The 20,153-nt window shown below is 37.3% G+C and carries 20 protein-coding genes; 7 read left to right on the top strand and 13 right to left on the bottom strand.

Annotated features, from left to right (window positions below):
• Nucleotides 1-183 precede the first annotated feature (183 nt).
• The 4 genes from OQX63_RS20780 to OQX63_RS20765 are packed head-to-tail and all read right to left on the bottom strand — an operon-like array spanning nucleotide 184 to nucleotide 1,997.
• Nucleotides 184-675: a dihydrofolate reductase gene (locus tag OQX63_RS20780; RefSeq protein WP_265852725.1), complete on the bottom strand. Its 492-nt coding sequence runs from the start codon at nucleotides 673-675 to the stop codon at nucleotides 184-186.
• A 25-nt stretch (nucleotides 676-700) separates the two neighbouring features.
• Complete coding sequence (locus tag OQX63_RS20775; RefSeq protein ID WP_265852724.1) at nucleotides 701-973, bottom strand: type II toxin-antitoxin system YafQ family toxin; 273 nt, start codon at nucleotides 971-973, stop codon at nucleotides 701-703.
• 5 nt (nucleotides 974-978) lie between these two features.
• A complete protein-coding gene (locus OQX63_RS20770) occupies nucleotides 979-1,182 on the bottom strand; it encodes a hypothetical protein (protein ID WP_265852723.1) in 204 nt (67 codons plus the stop codon).
• A gap of 20 nt (nucleotides 1,183-1,202) precedes the next feature.
• Nucleotides 1,203-1,997 carry a thymidylate synthase gene (locus OQX63_RS20765; RefSeq protein ID WP_265852722.1) on the bottom strand — a complete coding sequence of 265 codons (795 nt, stop codon included), beginning with the start codon at nucleotides 1,995-1,997 and terminating at the stop codon, nucleotides 1,203-1,205.
• 235 nt (nucleotides 1,998-2,232) lie between these two features.
• On the opposite strand from OQX63_RS20765, the gene ispE reads away from it, so the two are divergent.
• The 3 genes from ispE to OQX63_RS20750 all read left to right on the top strand — a co-directional run bounded on the left by ispE (nucleotide 2,233) and on the right by OQX63_RS20750 (nucleotide 4,905).
• Nucleotides 2,233-3,036, top strand: coding sequence for a 4-(cytidine 5'-diphospho)-2-C-methyl-D-erythritol kinase (gene ispE / locus OQX63_RS20760; protein ID WP_265852721.1), 804 nt, complete (start codon nucleotides 2,233-2,235; stop codon nucleotides 3,034-3,036).
• Nucleotides 3,037-3,190: 154 nt separating this feature from the next.
• The gene (locus OQX63_RS20755) at nucleotides 3,191-3,607 is read left to right on the top strand and encodes an OsmC family protein (RefSeq protein WP_265852720.1); all 417 of its coding nucleotides are present in this window, start codon (nucleotides 3,191-3,193) and stop codon (nucleotides 3,605-3,607) included.
• Nucleotides 3,608-3,738: 131 nt separating this feature from the next.
• Entirely contained in the window at nucleotides 3,739-4,905 is a 1,167-nt protein-coding gene (locus tag OQX63_RS20750) for a trans-sulfuration enzyme family protein (protein ID WP_265852719.1), read from the top strand.
• Between the two features lie 169 nt (nucleotides 4,906-5,074).
• Here OQX63_RS20750 and OQX63_RS20745 read toward each other — a convergent pair whose 3' ends face one another.
• Nucleotides 5,075-6,328, bottom strand: a complete 1,254-nt coding sequence (locus OQX63_RS20745; protein WP_265852718.1) for a hypothetical protein — start codon at nucleotides 6,326-6,328, stop codon at nucleotides 5,075-5,077.
• A gap of 331 nt (nucleotides 6,329-6,659) precedes the next feature.
• Here OQX63_RS20745 and OQX63_RS20740 point away from each other — a divergent pair, with 331 nt between their 5' ends.
• Nucleotides 6,660-7,382: a pirin family protein gene (locus OQX63_RS20740; RefSeq protein WP_265852717.1), complete on the top strand. Its 723-nt coding sequence runs from the start codon at nucleotides 6,660-6,662 to the stop codon at nucleotides 7,380-7,382.
• Nucleotides 7,383-7,442: 60 nt separating this feature from the next.
• On the top strand, nucleotides 7,443-7,739 hold the full coding sequence (locus OQX63_RS20735) for a hypothetical protein (RefSeq protein ID WP_265852716.1): 297 nt from the start codon (nucleotides 7,443-7,445) through the stop codon (nucleotides 7,737-7,739).
• A 35-nt stretch (nucleotides 7,740-7,774) separates the two neighbouring features.
• On the opposite strand, the gene OQX63_RS20730 is transcribed toward OQX63_RS20735, so the two are convergent.
• The 6 genes from OQX63_RS20730 to tgt form a co-directional block, all read right to left on the bottom strand.
• Nucleotides 7,775-7,915: a hypothetical protein gene (locus tag OQX63_RS20730; RefSeq protein WP_265852715.1), complete on the bottom strand. Its 141-nt coding sequence runs from the start codon at nucleotides 7,913-7,915 to the stop codon at nucleotides 7,775-7,777.
• A 164-nt stretch (nucleotides 7,916-8,079) separates the two neighbouring features.
• Nucleotides 8,080-8,361 (bottom strand): lipopolysaccharide assembly protein LapA domain-containing protein, encoded by a 282-nt coding sequence (locus OQX63_RS20725; protein WP_265852714.1) that lies wholly within the window; start codon nucleotides 8,359-8,361, stop codon nucleotides 8,080-8,082.
• Nucleotides 8,362-8,365: 4 nt separating this feature from the next.
• Complete coding sequence (locus tag OQX63_RS20720) at nucleotides 8,366-11,170, bottom strand: hypothetical protein (RefSeq protein WP_265852713.1); 2,805 nt, start codon at nucleotides 11,168-11,170, stop codon at nucleotides 8,366-8,368.
• 2,352 nt (nucleotides 11,171-13,522) lie between these two features.
• Entirely contained in the window at nucleotides 13,523-14,401 is an 879-nt protein-coding gene (locus OQX63_RS20715; protein ID WP_265852712.1) for a DMT family transporter, read from the bottom strand.
• A gap of 2 nt (nucleotides 14,402-14,403) precedes the next feature.
• Nucleotides 14,404-15,507, bottom strand: a complete 1,104-nt coding sequence (locus OQX63_RS20710) for an LptF/LptG family permease (RefSeq protein WP_265852711.1) — start codon at nucleotides 15,505-15,507, stop codon at nucleotides 14,404-14,406.
• Between the two features lies 1 nt (nucleotide 15,508).
• Nucleotides 15,509-16,639: a tRNA guanosine(34) transglycosylase Tgt gene (tgt, locus tag OQX63_RS20705; protein WP_265852710.1), complete on the bottom strand. Its 1,131-nt coding sequence runs from the start codon at nucleotides 16,637-16,639 to the stop codon at nucleotides 15,509-15,511.
• A 42-nt stretch (nucleotides 16,640-16,681) separates the two neighbouring features.
• Between tgt and OQX63_RS20700 the strand changes: the two genes are divergently transcribed.
• Nucleotides 16,682-17,899 (top strand): glycosyltransferase, encoded by a 1,218-nt coding sequence (locus tag OQX63_RS20700; protein WP_265852709.1) that lies wholly within the window; start codon nucleotides 16,682-16,684, stop codon nucleotides 17,897-17,899.
• Between the two features lie 25 nt (nucleotides 17,900-17,924).
• Nucleotides 17,925-18,560 (top strand): 16S rRNA (guanine(527)-N(7))-methyltransferase RsmG, encoded by a 636-nt coding sequence (rsmG, locus tag OQX63_RS20695; RefSeq protein ID WP_265852708.1) that lies wholly within the window; start codon nucleotides 17,925-17,927, stop codon nucleotides 18,558-18,560.
• An 8-nt stretch (nucleotides 18,561-18,568) separates the two neighbouring features.
• Here the strand turns inward: rsmG and OQX63_RS20690 are convergent, their stop codons facing one another.
• Nucleotides 18,569-19,765, bottom strand: coding sequence for a M56 family metallopeptidase (locus OQX63_RS20690; protein ID WP_265852707.1), 1,197 nt, complete (start codon nucleotides 19,763-19,765; stop codon nucleotides 18,569-18,571).
• On the bottom strand, nucleotides 19,765-20,136 hold the full coding sequence (locus OQX63_RS20685) for a BlaI/MecI/CopY family transcriptional regulator (protein WP_265852706.1): 372 nt from the start codon (nucleotides 20,134-20,136) through the stop codon (nucleotides 19,765-19,767). Before OQX63_RS20685 ends, OQX63_RS20690 begins: the two co-directional genes overlap by 1 nt.
• Nucleotides 20,137-20,153 lie beyond the last annotated feature (17 nt).

The following is a 20,153-nucleotide window of genomic DNA, read 5'->3' as shown; positions in this document are numbered from 1 at the left end:
AAATATGCTTTTTTTGGAAAGCTATACCTGTGTTTCTTCGGCCCCAAAATTCCCGCTGTCCGTTTTATTTCGCTGCGCTTCATGCTCACTGCCATTGGGTTTAGCTGGCGAGGGAAGAAGCACATAGCTTATAAATAAAATAAACTTTGCGCTCCTTGCGAAGTTCTTTGCGTTTAAATGGAGTTAAATCCTTTCTAAAACCTCAAAAGTATAATCGTACTTGTTTTTTTCATCCGCTTTGTGTGTTTCGCTGCTAATCACTTTCCATTCTTTCCTGTCAATTTCAGGGAAAAAAGTGTCCGCGTCAAAATTATGATGGATAGTGGTTAAATAAAGCGTCTGCGTTTTAGGCAATGCCTGTCTGTAAATCTCCGCTCCGCCCACAATGAATACTGGTTTTTCTTCTTTTTGGGTGATTGCTAAAGCTTCATCTAAGCTATTTACCACTTCAACGCCTTCAATTTTTAATTCGGTATCTCTTGTAATCACAATGTTCCTGCGGTTTGGCAATGGTCTGCCAACAGAATCAAAGGTTTTGCGCCCCATTACAATCGTGTGGCCAGATGTAGTTTGCTTAAAAAACTTTAAATCGGCAGGCATGTGCCATAAAAGCTGATTGTTTTTGCCGATTGCGAGGTTCTCGCCTACGGCTACGGCGATGGAAATATTATTCATTAGTAACGGTGAATTGTGAAGTATTTTAAAATAGATCAGAATGAGTTCCCAACCTATCAAGGTAGATTTCTTTTTTAATGTCGTCCTGAAGCCAGGTCATTAACCAATCCCCTTTTATATGGCACTCCCAAAATCCATCATAATCCCCACTTAAAATATGAGGTTTGTATTTTCGAGGCAGTTTCCCATTTTCTCTTAAGGTTTTAAGAACTGCCTCTAGAAGAGAAATGTCGTAATTACGTTTTATGCAGCGTTTATAATCTTTTTTAAATTGATTTGAAAAAGATATATCGTACATAAATATTAAAAGTTAAGCTTTTGCATCAAATCCAAATGACTAGATGATTTTGTCAATTCTTCACCCTTGCTTGTTTTTTTCATTGACGCAATTGTTATTTTATTCGGTTTTTTCTCAGTATCGGTATTAATGATAACACCCAACTCTTTTAAGAGCTGTTTAACTAAACTGCTTTTTTTTTCTGGTACACTGATTGAAAAAGTTTCCATATACAAATATACTAATTCTGTTAAACAGCAACAATACCTTTAATATGCGGATGCGCTTCGTAGTCCTCCAATGTAAAATCCTCAAATTTAAAATCAAAAATGCTTTTTACCTCTGGATTGATTTTCATGGTTGGAAGTGGTTTCGGTTCGCGACTTAATTGAAGATTGGCCTGTTCAATATGGTTATTGTATAAATGGGCATCGCCAAGGGTATGAATGAAATCTCCGGCTTCTAAATTGCAAACCTGTGCCACCATCATAGTGAGTAGCGCATATGATGCAATATTAAAAGGTACGCCAAGGAAAATATCGGCGCTGCGTTGATATAATTGGCAACTTAATTTCCCATCAGCCACATAGAATTGAAAAAATGCATGACAAGGGGGCAAAGCCATATTTTCGATTTCAGCCACGTTCCATGCAGAAACTATAATTCTGCGCGAATCTGGATTATTTTTGATCGTATTGATCATATTTGTAATCTGATCGATATGCTGCCCGTCTGGTGTTGGCCAGCTTCTCCATTGCGAGCCGTAAACAGGACCTAGATTGCCGTTTTCATCAGCCCATTCATCCCAGATACGCACGCCATTGTCTTTAAGGTATTTAATGTTGGTTTCGCCACTTAAAAACCAGATCAGTTCGTGGATAATAGATTTTAAATGCAGTTTCTTTGTGGTTATCATCGGAAAACCCTCTTGGAGGTTAAAACGCATCTGATAGCCAAAAACGCTTATGGTTCCGGTACCGGTACGGTCGTGCTTTTGAGCGCCATGATCCAGCACATGCTGCATTAAATCTAAATATTGTTTCATACTGTTCTGATAATTTACAAATATCTAAAATTTATCAGGTGTTGGGAATCATTTTATTGTCTAATTGTTAACATCCGTTGGGGAAATTATGGCGTGCCATCCGGATGTTTAATTCCGGCGTGTAGTCACGGCGTGAAGCCGCGACATGCATAAAATTTGTATGTTTGCAACATGAGACGGTTGCTGGTTTCGGCACCATGGACTCAGGACTTAAGACTCACGACTCAGGACTAAAATGCTATCTTTTCCCAACGCAAAAATAAATTTAGGCTTAAATATCACCGAAAAACGCGCTGATGGTTATCACAACCTCGAAACCGTTTTTTATCCCATCAATATTAAGGATTCGGTTGAGATTACCGATGCGGAAGTAACCTCTTGCAAAATTCATGGCATTGATATTCCCGGTGATCCGAATGATAACCTTTGTTTTAAGGCTTATCAGTTAGTGAAAAGGGATTATGATATTCCCGCACAGCAAATTAGTTTATTGAAAAATATTCCGGTAGGCGCAGGTTTGGGTGGGGGATCAGCAGATTGTGCTTTTCTGATCAAACTGTTAAATAATAAATTCAGTTTGGGGATGTCTGTTGAGAAAATGGAGGATTATGCCCGCCAGTTAGGAGCCGACTGTGCATTCTTTATCGAAAATAAACCAGTTTACGCATTTAATAAAGGCGACGAATTTGAAAAGTGCGAAATAGATCTGTCAGCCTGGTATAAAGTTTTGGTAAAACCGCCTGTACATGTTAGTACGGCCGATGCTTATACACATGTAAAACCGCAAAAACCTTTGCAATCGTTAAAAGAAATTATACATTTGTGTCCAACAACATGGAAAAATAAGGTTATCAACGATTTCGAACTATCGGTATTCGCAAAGTATCCCCAAATTCATCAAATAAAAACCAGTTTATATGATGCAGGCGCAACATTCGCTTTAATGAGTGGTAGCGGTTCGTCGGTTTTTGCAATTTTCGACCATCCGGTTAAATTGCACGAACTGGAAGAAAATAACTTAGTATTTTATGGTATTTAAGCTGAGCGCATGGCGCATGGTGTTCGAATAGCAAAATGTTAGGGGATTAAATAATAAATTTAAATTACGGTAGAAGGTTGGAAGATAGAGGGTTTAAGGCGTTTGAAATGTCTCATATCTAATATCTCAAATCTGACATCTCGATACGATTAATATGAACATAAATCTGATCCGCAAGAGCGGTAAATTTAATTTTGAAGCAGAAAACGAGAGTGGTTTTACTGTAGAGTTGGATGCAAAAGCTGCCATTGGTGGTGAGGGAAAAGGTTTCAGGCCAATGGAGATGCTTCTAATCGGTTTGGGTGGCTGCAGTGGTATTGATATGGTAAATGTGCTTACTAAACAAAAAGAACCGTTAAACGATATTAAAATTGCCATTAATGCTACGCGTAAAGAGGAAGAAATGCCCCCGATTTTTGATGTAATTGATATACACTTCGATTTATTCGGCGACTTAAGCATCCATAAGGTGGAGCGTGCATTAGCTATGACTTTCGATAAATATTGCTCAGTATCGAATATTTTAGGCCGTTCAGCCACAATTAATTTTACTTATAAAATAAATAAATAACAAGGCTGGGAGGATAAAATAGAGAAGTATAAAGTAACAAGTAGCGAGACGGAAAGATATTCTTGATACTTAAATCTTGATACCCTACTCTCGATACTTGCTACTCAGAACTTGATACTAAAAACAATACAATGAAATCCGAAAATTTTGAAACCATAGCTATACGCACTCAAACCGAACGCAGTTTACATAAAGAGCATTCATCTCCTATTTACCTTACTTCTAGTTATAAGTTTGATGATGCTGAAGAGATGCGTGCACTGTTTGCCAATGAAAAGGAGGGGAATGTTTATAGCCGTTATTCAAATCCAAATACTTCAGAGTTTATCGAAAAAATGTGCCTTTTGGAAGGTGCGGAAGATGGTTTTGCCACTGCAACTGGTATGGCCGCAATTTTTACCACCTTTGGCGCGTTTCTGAAAAGTGGCGACCATTTGGTATCAAGCCGTTCTGTTTTTGGTTCTACGCACCAGTTGCTAACCAATGTTTTTTCCAATTGGGGGGTGACTTTCGATTATGCCGATTTAGACAAACCACAGGATTGGGAGGCTTTGATTAAGCCTAATACTAAAATGATTTTTGTTGAAACACCATCTAATCCCGGGATTGATATCATTGATCTTGAATTTTTGGGTAACCTGGCCAAAAAACATCAGATTTTGCTGGTTGTAGATAACTGCTTTGCCACACCATATCTGCAACAACCCATTAAATTTGGCGCACACATTTCTATCCATTCAGCTACCAAATATATCGATGGACAAGGTCGTGTATTGGGAGGGATTATTTTAGGTGCTAAAGAACTGATTGCAGATGTAATCGGCTTTGCCCGCCACAGTGGACCGGCATTATCGCCTTTCAATGCATGGATATTATCAAAAAGTTTAGAAACATTGGCCATTCGTATGGACCGCCATTGCGAAAATGCTTTAAAAGTTGCGGAGTATTTAGAAAAGCACCCAAAAATTAAATTGGTTAAATATCCGTTTTTACCATCGCACCCTCAATATGATATCGCTAAAAAGCAAATGAAACAGGGTGGAGGCATTGTAACCATTGTGGTTGAAGGTGGTATAGATGCTGCGCGTAAATTTATGGACGGTTTGCAGCTATTTTCGATCTCTGCAAATCTGGCCGATACCCGCTCTATAGCAACACACCCGGCTACAAGTACGCACAGCAAACTTACCGAAGCACAACGTAATGAAGTAGGGATCGAACAGGGATCTATCCGTTTATCCATCGGTTTAGAACATATCAACGATATTTTAGCAGATATTGAGCAGGCTTTGGCTTAAAGCATGATATCATTTCGACATTAGGGGAGAAATCTTTAGCTATGATAAAAGATTTCTCTCCCGAATATTCCGGACTGCCCTTAAGTTGAAATGACGACCTTATTGAATATTGCAAATTTAGATAGGACTAACAAGTATGATACAGCCTCTCTTTATTTGATTAAGGTTTCTACTCGTATTTCGAGAAATCAACTGCGAATATGCAACGGTTAACCTGACTTCCATTATTGGCACCAGCGTTTGGTTCAAATTCTGTTAAACTCCATAAGTATCCATATTGCGTTTCAAGATATAAGGATTCGGAGCCATAAGGCCACCTGTATCTTACCGTATTGGTGTCGCCATCGGTATACCTTGCCAAACGGGCGGTAGATCCGTATGATTCGCTGGGTGATCCCGTGCAGGAGAGCCAGGTTCTGTTGCCTTTTCTGAAAACGCCTTGTATGCCATGTGCATGATCGGAAGCAAACAGACTGTTTTTAGGGATAACGGTTTGTATACCCGAATTTTGAAGTTCTCCAGAGTTGTTAATTGGAAATCCAAATATTTTGGGTACAATTGAGGCATCGGCACTGCCAGCATAATACTGGCCCGTCCATAGTTGGTTGTTTTCGTAATTTACCTGTACTGTAGAAAACGGACTTGCATCATTGATTTTATAATAACCTATCTGTGGAAGGATATACCTGTAATTAAAAGCATAAAGGTTGCCGTTGGCATCTTTGCCACATTTATTTTCGGTGCCTGTTCCAGAGTTTACTTCGATAATTTTATCTAAATCGAATACCCTTAAGCCTAAACTTGTGCTGCTTAAATAAATTTTACCATTAAAATAAGCGATTCCACCTGCATGTACATTTAGTGGTGCATACGAACCGTATTGTGTATAATCTAACGTTCCGGTTGGTAGGGTAGGCTGTACGAGTAAAATATGTCTATAAGTTAAATAAGTACTCGAACTTGGACTAATGTCGATAAGGCTAATCCTTGATCCTTTACTCTTAGCTGCATCTTTGGCATACCAGCTTACCAGCAAATAACGCACACCGTTCCTGGAGAAACCTGCAATACCCTGTGGGCGCCAGATAGAAGTGGTTTCATCATCTTCATTCCACCTAATCCCCCTTACCCTGTTTTCTTCCGGTACGTTAAAGCCATATACTTCGGTGTAAGAACTTCCGCCAATGGCCTGGCGGTTTTTATCCAGCTGTATTGGGTTTAGAAAGGTAAAACCTACATTAATGTAAGCAGAAGTATTAGTATAGGCATTTACACTTGTGGCCGCGCTTACTGCTGAGGTAGCCATCAGCATATTTTTGTTTTGATTTATTGTGCCCGGTTCTTCTTCAATACCCGTGGCTTTTCTGCATGAAAGTGTAAATAGGCAGGAGGCAATTAGCATCCGGATGATGTTTTTTTGCATGGTTTGATAGGACTGATTGTTCTGGTTAAATCAGCACAAGTTTAAAGGGCATATATAAACTTAAAACTGAAACCATGTTAAGGATTGATTATGTTAATGATTTAAATATATGCCTCTCAATTAATGGTTAAAGTCTTTCAATGCTGTAGATGTATTAGATAGCTTAACCGAGACAGCATATTTGTAAAGCTCAATGCTTAGTTAAATCGGCGCCAGACGTGTTCTACCCATCGCTCTTTGCTTCCATGCCATACAGCACTTTCTTACCTTACATCAATGCCTGCTAAACATCACTGCTGTAAATTTGTATTATAAATAAGAAAGGAAATTTATGTCACAGTTCATTTTGCACAAAGAAAACACCCGAGGTCATGCTAATCATGGCTGGTTAAATGCACACCATTCATTCAGTTTTGCAAATTACTACAATCCGGAAAGGATGCACTTCGGAGTTTTGAGGGTTTTAAATGATGACTTGATTGATGGTGGAATGGGCTTTGGTGCTCACCCACATGATAACATGGAAATTATTACCATTCCATTGGCTGGTGCAATTGCACACAAAGATAGTATGGGGAATTCGGCCGTAATTAAAAATGGAGAAATCCAGGTAATGAGTGCCGGAACTGGTGTGAGCCATAGCGAGTTTAATGCAAATGCAGACGAGCAATTAAATTTATTGCAGATCTGGTTATTCCCTAACAAGAAAAACGTTACACCACGTTACGATCAGCAAACATTGGATGTTGGTGTAAGGCACAATAACTTCCAGCAGATTTTATCGCCAAATGCCGATGATGCTGGCGTATGGATTCACCAGGATGCCTGGTTCTCTTTAGGTAAATTCGATGCCGGATTTGAAACTGAATACAAAATCAAAAAAGCAGGAAACGGTGTTTATGCTTTCGTAATTAGTGGTGAAGTAACCATAAACGGACAAGTGCTGAACAAAAGAGATGGATTAGGTGTCTGGGATACAGATAGCATCAGTTTTAAAGCTAACACTGCAGATGCAGAGGTTTTATTGATGGATGTTCCGATGGAATTGAACTAAAATGATTTAACCAAACCTCGCAGGTTCTAAAAACTGCGAGGTTTATTTATGTAAAGAACTATGCAAACTACCATACTTTATATCGGAAGGGATGCTGAAATTACGATAGTAATGAATCGCCTGTTAAATGCTAGGCCAGAGTGGAAAGGGATCTGTGTATGCACAGATGATGAAGCTATTGAGATTTGCCAAACAAATGAAATAGATTTGGTACTCTTGGGAAACGGCATTGATGCAATATGTGAAAAAGTATTAAGAGCAAAACTAACCGGGCTTAAACCAGAATTAAAAATTATCCAGCACTATGGCGGGGGAAGTGGACTCCTCTATGGCGAAATAATGTCGGCACTAAATTAAGTAAAGAAATATTTTTGCACTTTGCTATTACTCCCTCAAATAGCAGCAGTTGCCAATCCACCTAAACGGGATTGTAGCGATATCCTTTTAAAATTAGCACTTGCTTCCGTTTTGCTTGTCATGCTGAGGTAAGAAGCATCCGTAACCGATAAAACAGATGCTTCGTACCTCAGCATGACAGGAGTATTTTAAAAGATTTAGCGGAAAGCCCGGCCAACAATTGACCGGAGTGCAGGTTTTGCTTTTCAAAATATTTTTATTGAACCTTACTAAAGTTAGCTGTACGCAAAGGCTGTACTTCAAAAAAACTTGATGGTCTATGAGACACAGACCAAGGGCTCTAACTAATGTAATCTCTGTCCTCGTCGCTTAAGGTGTTTTTCTTTTCTATTGTAGGTTGGTTCCTTTCGACCTCATCATCATAGCTACTTACTGTTTTTCTTGGTCTGCCCACTACAAAGCCGATAATAAAACCAATGATAATGCAAACACCAATAACCAAAAGTTTAGATACCGGAACCGTGGTAACCAGAAAATTGAAATCTACAGCTTCAGTATTTACCATCAAAAATATGGTCAGCAATGCGGTTAAAATAATAATGGAAATTGTTTTTGCGCTCATGGTTTTAGAAGCTATAATTAAATGAAAACTCTAATATCGGATTTTGATTGTAAATCTGGTTAACAAAAACCAATCTCGCTCCTAAATCTACAACAGGTTGATAGCGTAAAATGTTTACACTTGTGTTCAATTCTACCCCATATGTTTTCGGATCATTAAAGGTTGTGCCTTTGCCGATATTCTCGTAATGGCAAAATAAGCCTGCCCTAAAATTTCTGACATACGCCAGCGGACCCAATTCCCAATCGGGAAAAGCAAATGGGAAACGATAATTTAAAAGCAGACTGTTCTGTAGTTTGCTTTTAGCTAAAATATTGTTGTATCCATAAACGGTTGCAATCTCCGTTGCATACTGGTTTACCCCGCTTGCTTTTTGATAATTGAAGCTGGCCAGGAAGGAATGGTTTTTTGCAAGTCCTGGGAAATAAAAAAAACTCTCCAGTGCTAAAATTTCTCCTTTTAAATTTTTATCAAAGGGCTGGTGATTGTAGGTTGCCCTGAACACCTGCGCCCATCTGGGTGCAATATCTCTTTCAGTAGTGCGCACACTGTGGTTGAAAGTGAAATTGTATTCCATCGGAAATTTAAGCTCCTGGATAAAGCCCGCTGGCATATTTTCTGGCATGTACCTTTGTGTAAAACTGGTTGCCGTATTGAGCGTAAAAGCATAGTTGTTATTGCGCGCGTTAAATGATAAGGGAAGAGATGCATTGAGTTTGATATAGTTCTCCCGCCAATCGCCTTGCTGTACCGTATTTTTAGCGCGGTAGAACGTTCGTTTAGGTCTGTTCCGATATAAGATGCTTAATACAGGGTAAAGTGCTTTATAGCTAATATCCGCGGTGTATTCAAAACGCTTTAAATCTCTGTGGTATTTAGTACCTGTATAGAAGTCCATCGTGTTCAATAAATTGTTCGATTCCAGTTGCAGGCCAAAAACGTACTCGTCGTCTATAACAGGAATAATGCTATGTATACTGAAAAGATTTAATGCTGTGCGATATCGCTTAGACAGGTAGATGCTATCTGGAATATTTTTGAAAACATTACCAACGTTTTCCTGCTTTTCTGCTGCAGCAGAAAAATCGATGAAATTATTTTCGCCTACTGGTTTTTCTGTAGCAGTAACTTCGGCAATTTCGTAACCGTTGATTTTGTAATCATTAAAAATGATTTTTCCATCCGAGCTTTCGGTAGGGTTAAAAGCACCGTATTTAGACGCGCTTAATGCGGTGATTTTTTTCGAAATTGGATCAATTAGGTAAATGTTACCGATGCCATTGAAATGTGCATTAAAAACAATTTTATCATGAATAAAAACCGGGCGGCTAAGCTGTTGACGACTGTTAGAAATCAATGCTGATTTTTTTTCTCCATCTACCAGCCATAAGCTTTTTCCTTTTTCCGTTACGCCGATGTAGGCAATTTTATTTCCTGATTGATCGAATGACGGTGTTTGCAGAATTTCGTTTTCAGGATTTGGATAAGTCTTTAAAATTTTCCCTGTGCTTGCATCCAGTTCGACCAGATTAAACTGGTTATTTAGTTCTACTCTTGAAGCAATGATTCTTTTGCCATCATTTGATAAGCTGGGAGAAAAAAGTCTGCTTTTGCTGCTTAGTTTCTTAAATTTTTTGCTCTTCAAATTATAGGAGCAGATTACGCTATAACTCCGTTGTTTATACCTTGGATCGTAGCGGATTTCATCCCAGACCAACAGGCCGTTTTTTAAGCTAAACCAAGGCTGTTCCTGGTAACCGATTCCGAATAATTTTTGCTCAGATTTATCTTCATTAATAATTACGAAATATCTGGCATCTGTCTTACTTTCTTTTAGTGCTAAAATCTGGTTTTTATTTAGCCTTACAGGAAGGAAATAATCGGTTGATAAATCTGTTTTTTTGTTTAAGCTTTCATAACTTTCTGTAACTGATTTTTCTTGTTGCATTTTCCATTCCTGAGCAAGTTTGTTTTGGGTAGAAAGAAAGTAGGTTCTGGAGTTTTGCTTCGTGAACTTTTTTAAGCTCTGCGAAAAGGGATAAAGTCTTAGCGGTCTTTTTCTAATGTCGGTAAGTATACTGTCGGAAATGAACTGTCCATATTTTTCTTTCATATCCGATACCATTAAATATCCGGTTTGATAGTAGCCAGGTGTGACGTCTTTGTTCGAACCAAAATAAGCTTTACTGTAAGAGATTTTTCTGCCTTCTAAAATTGAGGCCCGGTATGGCATGATCCAATTGGGCTGCCTCCCTCTGCCCGAATTGGTCAAAGCAGTTTCGTTAACTACTGCATCGCCCTCGAAAAACCAGGTAGGAATACCCGCACCAAAGTAAGCGAAGTAAACCAGCTCAGGAAAGGGATGTGCTTGCGTTTCTGTCAATTTGTCAAACTGAGCAATGTGTCTAAGCTCGTGTACCGCAAGGTTGTTAAGCCAATCCTGACTATCGAAAAATTGAGGTGGGGTAGCATAGAATTCAGACTTCTTAGGAGCAAGCTGTACAAAGCCATTTGCAATGGTTCCGCGGTTCTGGAGAAGGAGGGGGATGGCCGTTTTTTGTTGCCTTAAACTGAGTCCTACTTTGGGGTAAATGAAGGGTAGGGTATTAGCCATTCTTTGCGCTTCTTTCTCCAGTTCTTGTGGGTAGATGATTTTAAAGCCACCAGAATAAATATAGTTCCATTTTACACTAAGTGGGTTTTGCGCAGTGCTGAAAATCTGACCAGAAACAGATAGCGAAGTAATACTTAAACTTATTGATGCTAAGTACTTGATAATTAATTTTTTGTTTGATATTTTTAAGTTCATCTAAATTATTTGCTAAAATATTTAGTTTTATGAAATTTGCAAGTGTTAATTTTTGTAAATTTTTAATGTATGTAAAATTATTTAAGTTGTTGATTTTTAGATATTAATGAATTTTAATTAAATTCTTAATTTGTTGATTTTACCTTTGTTTTTTAATGAATTTAATTGCTGATTTAGACTTTGCTCAACATTTTTAATCGCATTAAATTTATGGATTTAATTTACACTTATTAATCGGTTTTCTTTGAAAATTTTATTGTCTTTTTTAATTTTCGTATAGTTTATAAAATTCGATCAACCCTTTGGTATAGGCTTAAAAACGCGAAAGAATTTTATGGTTATCGCTGATATTTTAGATTTTCTATACTGGAATAATCCTTAAAGTTTCAGTTTATATATGCTACTGAAAATTGACTTTAGGTGTACTGAAATCTGCTTCAAAATTGCTCCCCATTTTTCAGGTTTAAAAGCAAAATATTATAGCATAAAACAAACAGTTATGAAATTCTAATTGATGTAGAGGTTAGATTTTTATGACAAAATGTCGTTCATTTTTTTGGTTATTTAGCCCGGTCATTTAGCTTGTCTCTCATTATTTTTAGATTTTTCAGTCGGTTTTTTTGATCATTTTTCTCTTGATTTGCCCGAATCAGATCGCTTTAATAGGGCGTTTTGCAAGTGTTTCCCAGCGTATTTTGTTGTGTCAGGCAGTAACCGGAAACCTATAATTGTATATTTTTTCACGTTTTTACACCCTGAAATTTGTGATAATTTGACCTCATAACGCTATTTCCTGACGATATTCGTGAGCAAAGGTGCCTTTGTAACTTTTTATCATATTTTCTATTCTGTGGTAAAAAAGTGTGTCAAATGGTATTTAAAGGACGTTTTTTGTCGAATATGCTTTTTTGCTTTTGGAAACTGAAATTCATAGATTTTCCCGCTTTAGGGATAAAAAAGCAGCCGATTAATTAGCTTCAAGGGATGAATTTTATCGGTTTTTTTGATGTCGACTTACGCTTCAAAATGAATTTTGGTTGTATATAATCTGATCTTTTTTGCTAAATTTTAAAGCTGTGTTAAGCCTAATATTAAAGCATTTTGAATCTCACATTTTGTTTGGTGTGCACATACTAATTCCAAGCGTGATATATTTAGCTATAAAATAGCTCAGGTTTAGCAATGTTTTAGGATAGCCTTTTTAATGTTTTTACCTTTATTTTGTTGCATTTTTTTCTCTATTAAGTTTGGGTTTTTTAGCTGTTTTTAATACCGTTCAGTAGTTGATTTTTGCAGGCTTTTCAATGTTGTATTTTACCTGATTTTGGTTACGTTTTTTGATTAATTTTAAATTCAATTTTTTGATAAAAATTAATTTAAATTTTGTTTGGATTCGGGCTTTTTTATAGGCCGTTTTATTGTCAATATGAATTGTTTTTCTTGCTCGTTTTCATGTTTATAATTTAGTTCCGGTTAACTTCTTTTTTAGCTTTTAAATTGACGTTTTTAAATTGTAAATGCCTGATGTTTTTTCTGCAGATTTTCTCTTTCCCTTTCAAGGTTTTGACCTGAGATATTAACCTAATTTTAATAAGCATACTCCGATTAAATTTTATATGCTGTTGTCGATATCTGCCACTTGTCTTAAATCGATTTTTTGCAAAACCTGTTTTATTAGCAGTTTTCTAATGTGATCTTTTATGATCTGATAGCGACTGTTTGAAGTATACTTATTGTTGGCGTAACCCTGAAGTAAATTACCTTTGCAGAGCTCAATAAAGCTCGGTTAAGGGCGACGTTTAAGATTAAATACCCAACGTGGACTGTTTGAAAAAATTGATATAAAATACAATCGCTCTTAATCTCAAGACAGGTCATTTAGCTCTTTTTTTTTACTTCATTGAGTATACTTTTGAGTGTGGAGAAGCGCTGGTAAAAGTGAGTGTATGATATTTATTTATTGGTTATCTGATAAGCATCAATCAGCATCTTTTTAGTAAGAAAGGCCTTGAAGTAACTTGCTTTTTTGCAATCGCTGAAGGCTAGATTTTGTCATCTGTTTTGCTCTTCTCTTGTGTCATCATACCGCTGATCGTTTAATAAAAAATGTATAGTTACCCTAATTGACCGATCAGTTTTTTTAATCAAATTTATCAGGTGATCGTTAGCTTAAGTTAGATTTATATGATGATTGATAAGGATAATTTTATCTGGAAATTCGGTTCATCTTTACGATCTGTTAGAGATAAAAGAGCTTTTTAGTATAGGCTATCAGAACCGAAATGATAAGGTGATATTTTTAAAATAAGCAGATCGCTTAGTCCAAGCTGTCTTGAATTCCTGGTACTATTTTTAGAGCTGGTTTTTTCTCTTTTTATAGATCGGATAAAGAAATATAGAAGCGAGAATAATCGTTGCACCGATATAAAATCCACCCGTCATTTGCTCTTTACTTTGAAAGAAAATGAATGCTAATACTATACCATATACGGGTTCCAAATTGGTAATTAAGGCTACTCTAAAAGCAGATAAAGTTCTCATTACAGCAACGCCTGCAACGTAAGCAACGGATGTACAAAGCGTACCAAGAAGAATAAGGTAGAACCAGTTTTGCGCACTTAGATTGAATGCTGTATGAAGAAGCGAGCCATCATACAAACGGTATAATGTGATCCAGAAAAATGCCCCAACAAGCTCGTAAAAACTAATGATGGAAGGCTCACTTTTTTGTACCAATGTAGAATTTATAGTTGAAAAAAGACTGGATGCCACTGCTGCTAACAGACCGAAAATAATTCCAAGAGTATACTGACCTTCGAATTTAAAGATCATATATATTCCAACAATGATTAATAAACCAATTAAAATATCGCCGGGTTGTATTGGCTGTTTTTTAATTAGCGGTTCTAAAATGGCCGTAAATAACGTAAAAGAAGAGAGGCATACCAGGGTTACGGAAACCGTTGAAACTTTGATGGCATGGAAAAAAAATATCCAGTGAATGGCCACAATGCCGCCCGTTAAAAAGAATTGGATAAACTGTTTTTTACTAATCTTAATGTTCTTTTTAGTGATTAAAAACCATGCTAAAAGTGTAACTGCCGCAATCAATACCCGGTACCAAACCATCGGCACCGCTGCTATAGAAATTAATTTGCCGAGCACGCCTGTAAAGCCCCAGACAAATACGGTAAGATGGAGGATGAGTAAATTCTTTTTGGTAATGTCCATTACTATTTAGGTGCTTTTCTTAAAAGGTAAAAACCTAATAAGCCAAAGAATACTGTAGGCATAATAACGGCTGCAAAAGGTGGCAATCCTCCTTTAGTAGAAAACATCTGCGTGAACTGATTGAATACGATATAAGCAAAGCTAATGAAGATCCCGATACCTAAGGATACACCAACACCTCCACGAACTTTACGCGATGAGAGCGCTACACCAATCAGCGTTAGTACGAAAGCGGAAAGTGGGTGTAGATAACGTTTATACTTCTCAAACTCAAGGTCGTTCATGATGCCTGTTCCACGGATTTTTTCTTTTCTGATTTTCTCTGAAAGTTCTTTGGTGGTTAAATTTTGCACCACGTTATCATATGCTGAAAAATCATCCGGGCGCATGTCTAGGATGGTGTCCTTAAGCTTGCCATTGCCGTAAACCATGGTTTCTTTCAGGCCATCTATCTTACGGATGGAGTAATTGCTCAACTGCCATTTACGCTTAAGCGAATCCCACTTTATATTTTCTGCAACGATCTTTTTGGTCAGTACGTCTCCACTAAAATTATCCAGAGAAAACCGATATCCTGAATTCGTTTTGTTGTCGAAATTATCAATATAGATATAGGTTTTGTCATCCAGTTTCATATGGATTTTTGATTTTGAGGAAGGATCATTACGTTTTACATAGGTGTTCTCGAAGCTATTCTTTAAGGTATTGGTATAAGGGAGGACGTATAAATTTGAAAGTAGGTTGGCCGAGAAAATAATGGTGGCCGACACTAGGTAAGGAAATAAAAACCGGTTAAAACTTACACCACCACTTAAAATCGGTACAATTTCGGTTTGATCGGCCATTTTAGCCGTGAAGAAAATTACTGCAATAAAATTAATCAGTGGCGAAAGCATGTTCACATAGAATGGAATGGAACCAGCGTAATATTTAGAGAGGATTCCCCAAAAACTCAAACCGCTTTTCATAAAATCATCCATCTTTTCCGATAGGTCGAATACAACAATAATGATCACAAAAATGGCAAGGGTATAAATAAATGTACCCAGGTATTTCCCGATAATATACTGATCGATGATTTTTATTCTCCCTTTTAACAAATTCATTTTATAGCTTATTGCCTAACACTTTAACCATTTTGTTTTTCCACTCGTAAAATTCACCTGCAATGATTTTTTCCCTGGCCTGTTTTACCAGCCAAAGATAGAAATGCAGGTTATGTAAGGTAGCAATTTGAGCGCCAAGCATTTCATTGCTATGTACCAGGTGCCTCAAATAAGCCTTCGTTGTCACCTGATCGGCATGTAGATCGCTTTCTGCATCCAATGGAGAAAAATCATTCTCCCATTTTTTGTTCCTGATGTTTATAATGCCATTTCTGGTAAACAGCATGCCATTTCTTGCATTTCTGGTTGGCATTACACAATCAAACATATCTATACCCAACGCAATATTCTCTAATATATTGATGGGTGTACCTACGCCCATTAAATAACGTGGTTTTTCGGCTGGTAATATATTACATACTACTTCCGTCATAGCATACATCTCTTCGGCGGGTTCGCCTACCGATAAACCACCTATTGCATTGCCGTCACGATTCATACTGGCAATAAATTCTGCCGATTTAATTCTTAGATCTTTATACACAGAACCTTGAACAATAGGGAAAAGTGTTTGATCAAAACCATATTTAGGTTGAGTATTATCAAAATGGGTGCAGCAACGCTCTAGCCAGCGATGGGTCATTTTGATTGATTTGGCTGCGTAAGTGTAATCGCATGGGTATGGTGTGCACTCATCAAAGGCCATAATGATATCAGCACCAATGGTACGCTGGATATCCATGGCATATTCAGGTGTGAAAAGATGTTTTGAGCCATCAATATGCGATCGGAAAGTAACTCCTTCTTCCTTAATTTTACGCACTTTACTTAATGAATAAACCTGGTAACCACCACTATCAGTTAAAATTGGGCGGTCCCAGCCTATAAATTGATGTAAGCCACCTGCTTTTTCAAGGATATCAAGACCGGGCCTTAGATAAAGATGGTAAGTATTTCCGAGAATGATTTTTGCGTCAATATCATCTTTAAGCTCGCGCTGGTGTACGGCTTTAACCGTTCCAGCTGTGCCCACAGGCATAAAAATTGGGGTTTGTATTTCGCCATGGGCAGTGGTAACCGTTCCGGCCCTGGCTTTAGATAGTGGATCGTTAGCCTGTAAACTAAATTTCATATTGTATTTTCCTCGTCAAAAATCTGCCAAAAATAGCAAAAATTGAGGGCATATTTTTGTTTAATTTTTTATCCACATAAAAGTGATTTACAGATTAAAAATCAGAAATTTGCGCCTATTTATTTTACCATCGTGATATTAACCCCGCTTGAAATTATTCTGCTTTCGATATTTGCTTTTTGCCTTTTGGTTCAGTTTTATTATGTGCTTTTTGTTCATTTAAAGCTGGCCAGGGTAGGCATTGAAGAAGTGCCTTTTTCAGCGCATAAACCGATAAGTGTTATTGTTTGTGCCCGGAATGAAATTGTTAATCTACAGCAGTATCTTCCTTCGTTACTTAGTCAAAATTACCCTGAATTTGAGGTTGTGGTGGTTAATGATCGTTCTTGGGATGGTACGGAAGAGTTTTTAGAAGCTTTTGAAAAGCAGCACTATAACCTTAAAATAGTCAAAATTTTAGACAACGATAAATTTATTGCCGGCAAGAAATTTGCCGTTACCATGGGTATAAAAGCCGCTAAATATGATTGGCTCGTATTTACAGATGCCGATTGCATGCCTGCTTCTGAGAACTGGCTGATGGATATGCAGCAACCTGCTGATGAACAAACGGAAATTGTATTGGGTTACTCGCCTTATATGAAAAAACGAAGCCTGTTAAATGCTTTGATCCGTTTCGAAACCTTTTTTACTGCAGTTAATTACCTTTCCTTTGCCCTTAAAGGTATGCCTTATATGGGCGTTGGGCGGAATATGGCTTATAAAAAATCCCTGTTTTTTAAAAATAAGGGTTTTGCAGCGCACATGCATATTCCTTCCGGGGATGATGATTTATTTGTTAACGCACATGCCAATGAGTATAATACCGAGATTCGTATACACCGGGACAGTCATGTGTGGAGCGAGCCAAATAAAACCTGGGCAGGTTATCTGAGACAGAAAAAGCGCCATTTCGGTGCTGGGAAGTTCTATAAATCGAAACATAAATTTATTTTGAGCCTCCAGATCATTTCTCAGTTTTTGTTTTACGCTTTTTTTGCTGCTTGTATGTTTTTAAATCGCGAAGCGCAATATGTAGCGCTAGGGATCTTTGGATTAAGCATTATGATCAGGTGTTTTATCTATCCAAAACTACTTAAGCGGTTAAACTATGGCGATTTACGTTGGTGGTTCCCGATTTTAGATATACTTTTGTTTCTGTTTTTAACCCTGAACGGATTTTTATCCATGTTTGGGAAGAAAAATATAAAATGGAAATAGTTCATAATCCTTTAGTTATTGCAATATGCCTGATGTAAAGCCAGATATCATTTTAAAATATTTTCCCAACTTAAGTGAAAAACAGCTTGAGCAGTTTTCGCGGTTGTTTGATTTATATAGCTTCTGGAATGCACAGATCAATGTAATTTCGAGAAAAGATATTGAAGAGTTGTACGAGCGCCATGTGCTCCACTCATTGGGTATAGCTAAAATATGTACGTTTAAAGCTGGCGAATCCGTTCTGGATGTAGGTACGGGCGGCGGTTTTCCAGGTATTCCTTTGGCTATTTTGTTTCCTGAAACGCAGTTCTATTTGGTAGATTCTATCGGAAAAAAGATTAAAGTGGTTAACGAAGTAGCAGCAGCATTGGGTTTAGAAAATTTGCGTGCTGATCATTTACGTGCTGAACAAGTTAAAGAGAAATTTAATTTTGTGGTTTCTAGGGCGGTTACCCGTTTAGGTGAATTTTATCCATGGATACAGGGAAAGTTTAAAAAAGATTCAATAAATGCCATTCCAAATGGTATTTTGTATCTGAAAGGCGGCGATTTGGCAGAAGAGATCGCAGCATCAAAACTGAAAGCAGAGTTATACCCGCTTTCAGCTTATTTTGAGGAAGATTTCTTTGAAACTAAATATGTGGTTTACGTGCCGCAGTAAGCATTCTATTAACTTTTCTTTGCCGGCTTTGGCTCTATTGGCGGCGGCGGAGCTAATTTTATTTGCAAGACTTTACCCTTCGTGGCTTTTGGTTCAATTGGCGGTGGCGGTGGAGGTACGGGTTTGGCATCTTGTGTTACTATTGACGGAGGTAGTTTTTTGCTGTCTTTTTTAACAATAGGTGGAGCAAATCTAATTTTATTTACTTTTGGTTCATTAATCCTTATTTCTGTAACTTTTTTAGCCTCTGCTTTAATCGGTTCCTTTGGAGGTGGAGGAGGTAACTTTTTCTTGTCCGATTTTTTCTTCGTAGTGTCCTGTAAAACAATGGTTAAGCTTTCCTTTTTTTGCCCTAATTGGATGGTGCCATAATCTTTTGTAAATGCCGTTGTAGATAAGAACAGCATAAATGCGCTTAACGGAATAACGAATAACAATTTGAGCCTGGCCCATTTTGCTGATTTTTTTTGATTTAACATACTTATTCTATTTTTTAGTAATGAAGAATTGAAAAAATGATTGCTAAGTGTAACTGATTGAGTTCCGTACGAATTTTGGATCAGGAATAAGGCGTAATCATATTTGGCAATGTCTGCCCTTGTAGTCGCATCATCAGCAAGATATTCGTGGATCAGTCTGATGTCGTTCTTAATAAAATACAGGATTGGATTGAACCAACTCGAGATTTGTACCAATTCGAATAATAGTATATCAAAACTATGTCTCTGCTTGATGTGAACCGTTTCGTGCTTTAACACAGTTGCCTTTTGGTTCATTTCCGGGTCAATAAAGAGTAGATTGAAGAATGAAAATGCCACTTTTGAATTTTGGATTTCAATAAATGTGATGCCATTTTCTTTACGCTTACGGGCATTTCGCATTAATTTTGCAATGTACCTTAGTCCCCATAAAACTTTTAGTATTAAAATTGTTGAAACTGATAGATATATTGCTAAAAGAACATTCTCCGGTGTAAAATATGATTGTGGTTCATCAATCGTAATATATCCTGTGTAGTTGAAAACCATTTCATTCATTAAAAAGCCCAGTTGTAAAAACGGAAGTATAAAAGCCAGTATCGAACTGATAATCAGGTAATATCTGTTTAACCCATAAAAGGTTTCCCTGTGGAGAAATAATCTATAAAATCCGTAAAATAGGATAAGATATAAATTTGCTTCGAGTAAATAATATAGCCAGCTCATCACTTGTCTTTTTTAAGTTTCTCTGCCAATTGAATAATTTCATTGAGTTCTTCGGTACTCATACTTTTTTCTTTTACCAGGAATGAAACCAGGCTTTCGTATGAATTTTCAAAGTAATTGTTCATTACCTTATCAAAAGCAAACCTTTTATAATCGGTTTCTTTAACAATAGGGAAATAAATATGCGTATTGCCGATGGCCTTATGATCAACAAAACCTTTTCCTTCCAAAACTCTGATTACGGTTGAAACGGTGTTGTAAGCGGGCTTGGGTTCGTTCATTTTATCGATAACATCCTTTACCAGGGCTTCACCCATTTCCCAAAGGATGAGCATTACCTGTTCTTCTGCTTTTGTGAGTTCTTTTATCATAGCAACTATTTTTGTAG

This window comes from Pedobacter sp. PF22-3 (assembly GCF_026239555.1).
In the GTDB taxonomy this organism is placed as follows: Bacteria; Bacteroidota; Bacteroidia; order Sphingobacteriales; family Sphingobacteriaceae; genus Pedobacter.
Note: the sequence above shows the minus strand (reverse complement) of the source record. Positions and strands in the feature narration are given on the sequence as shown.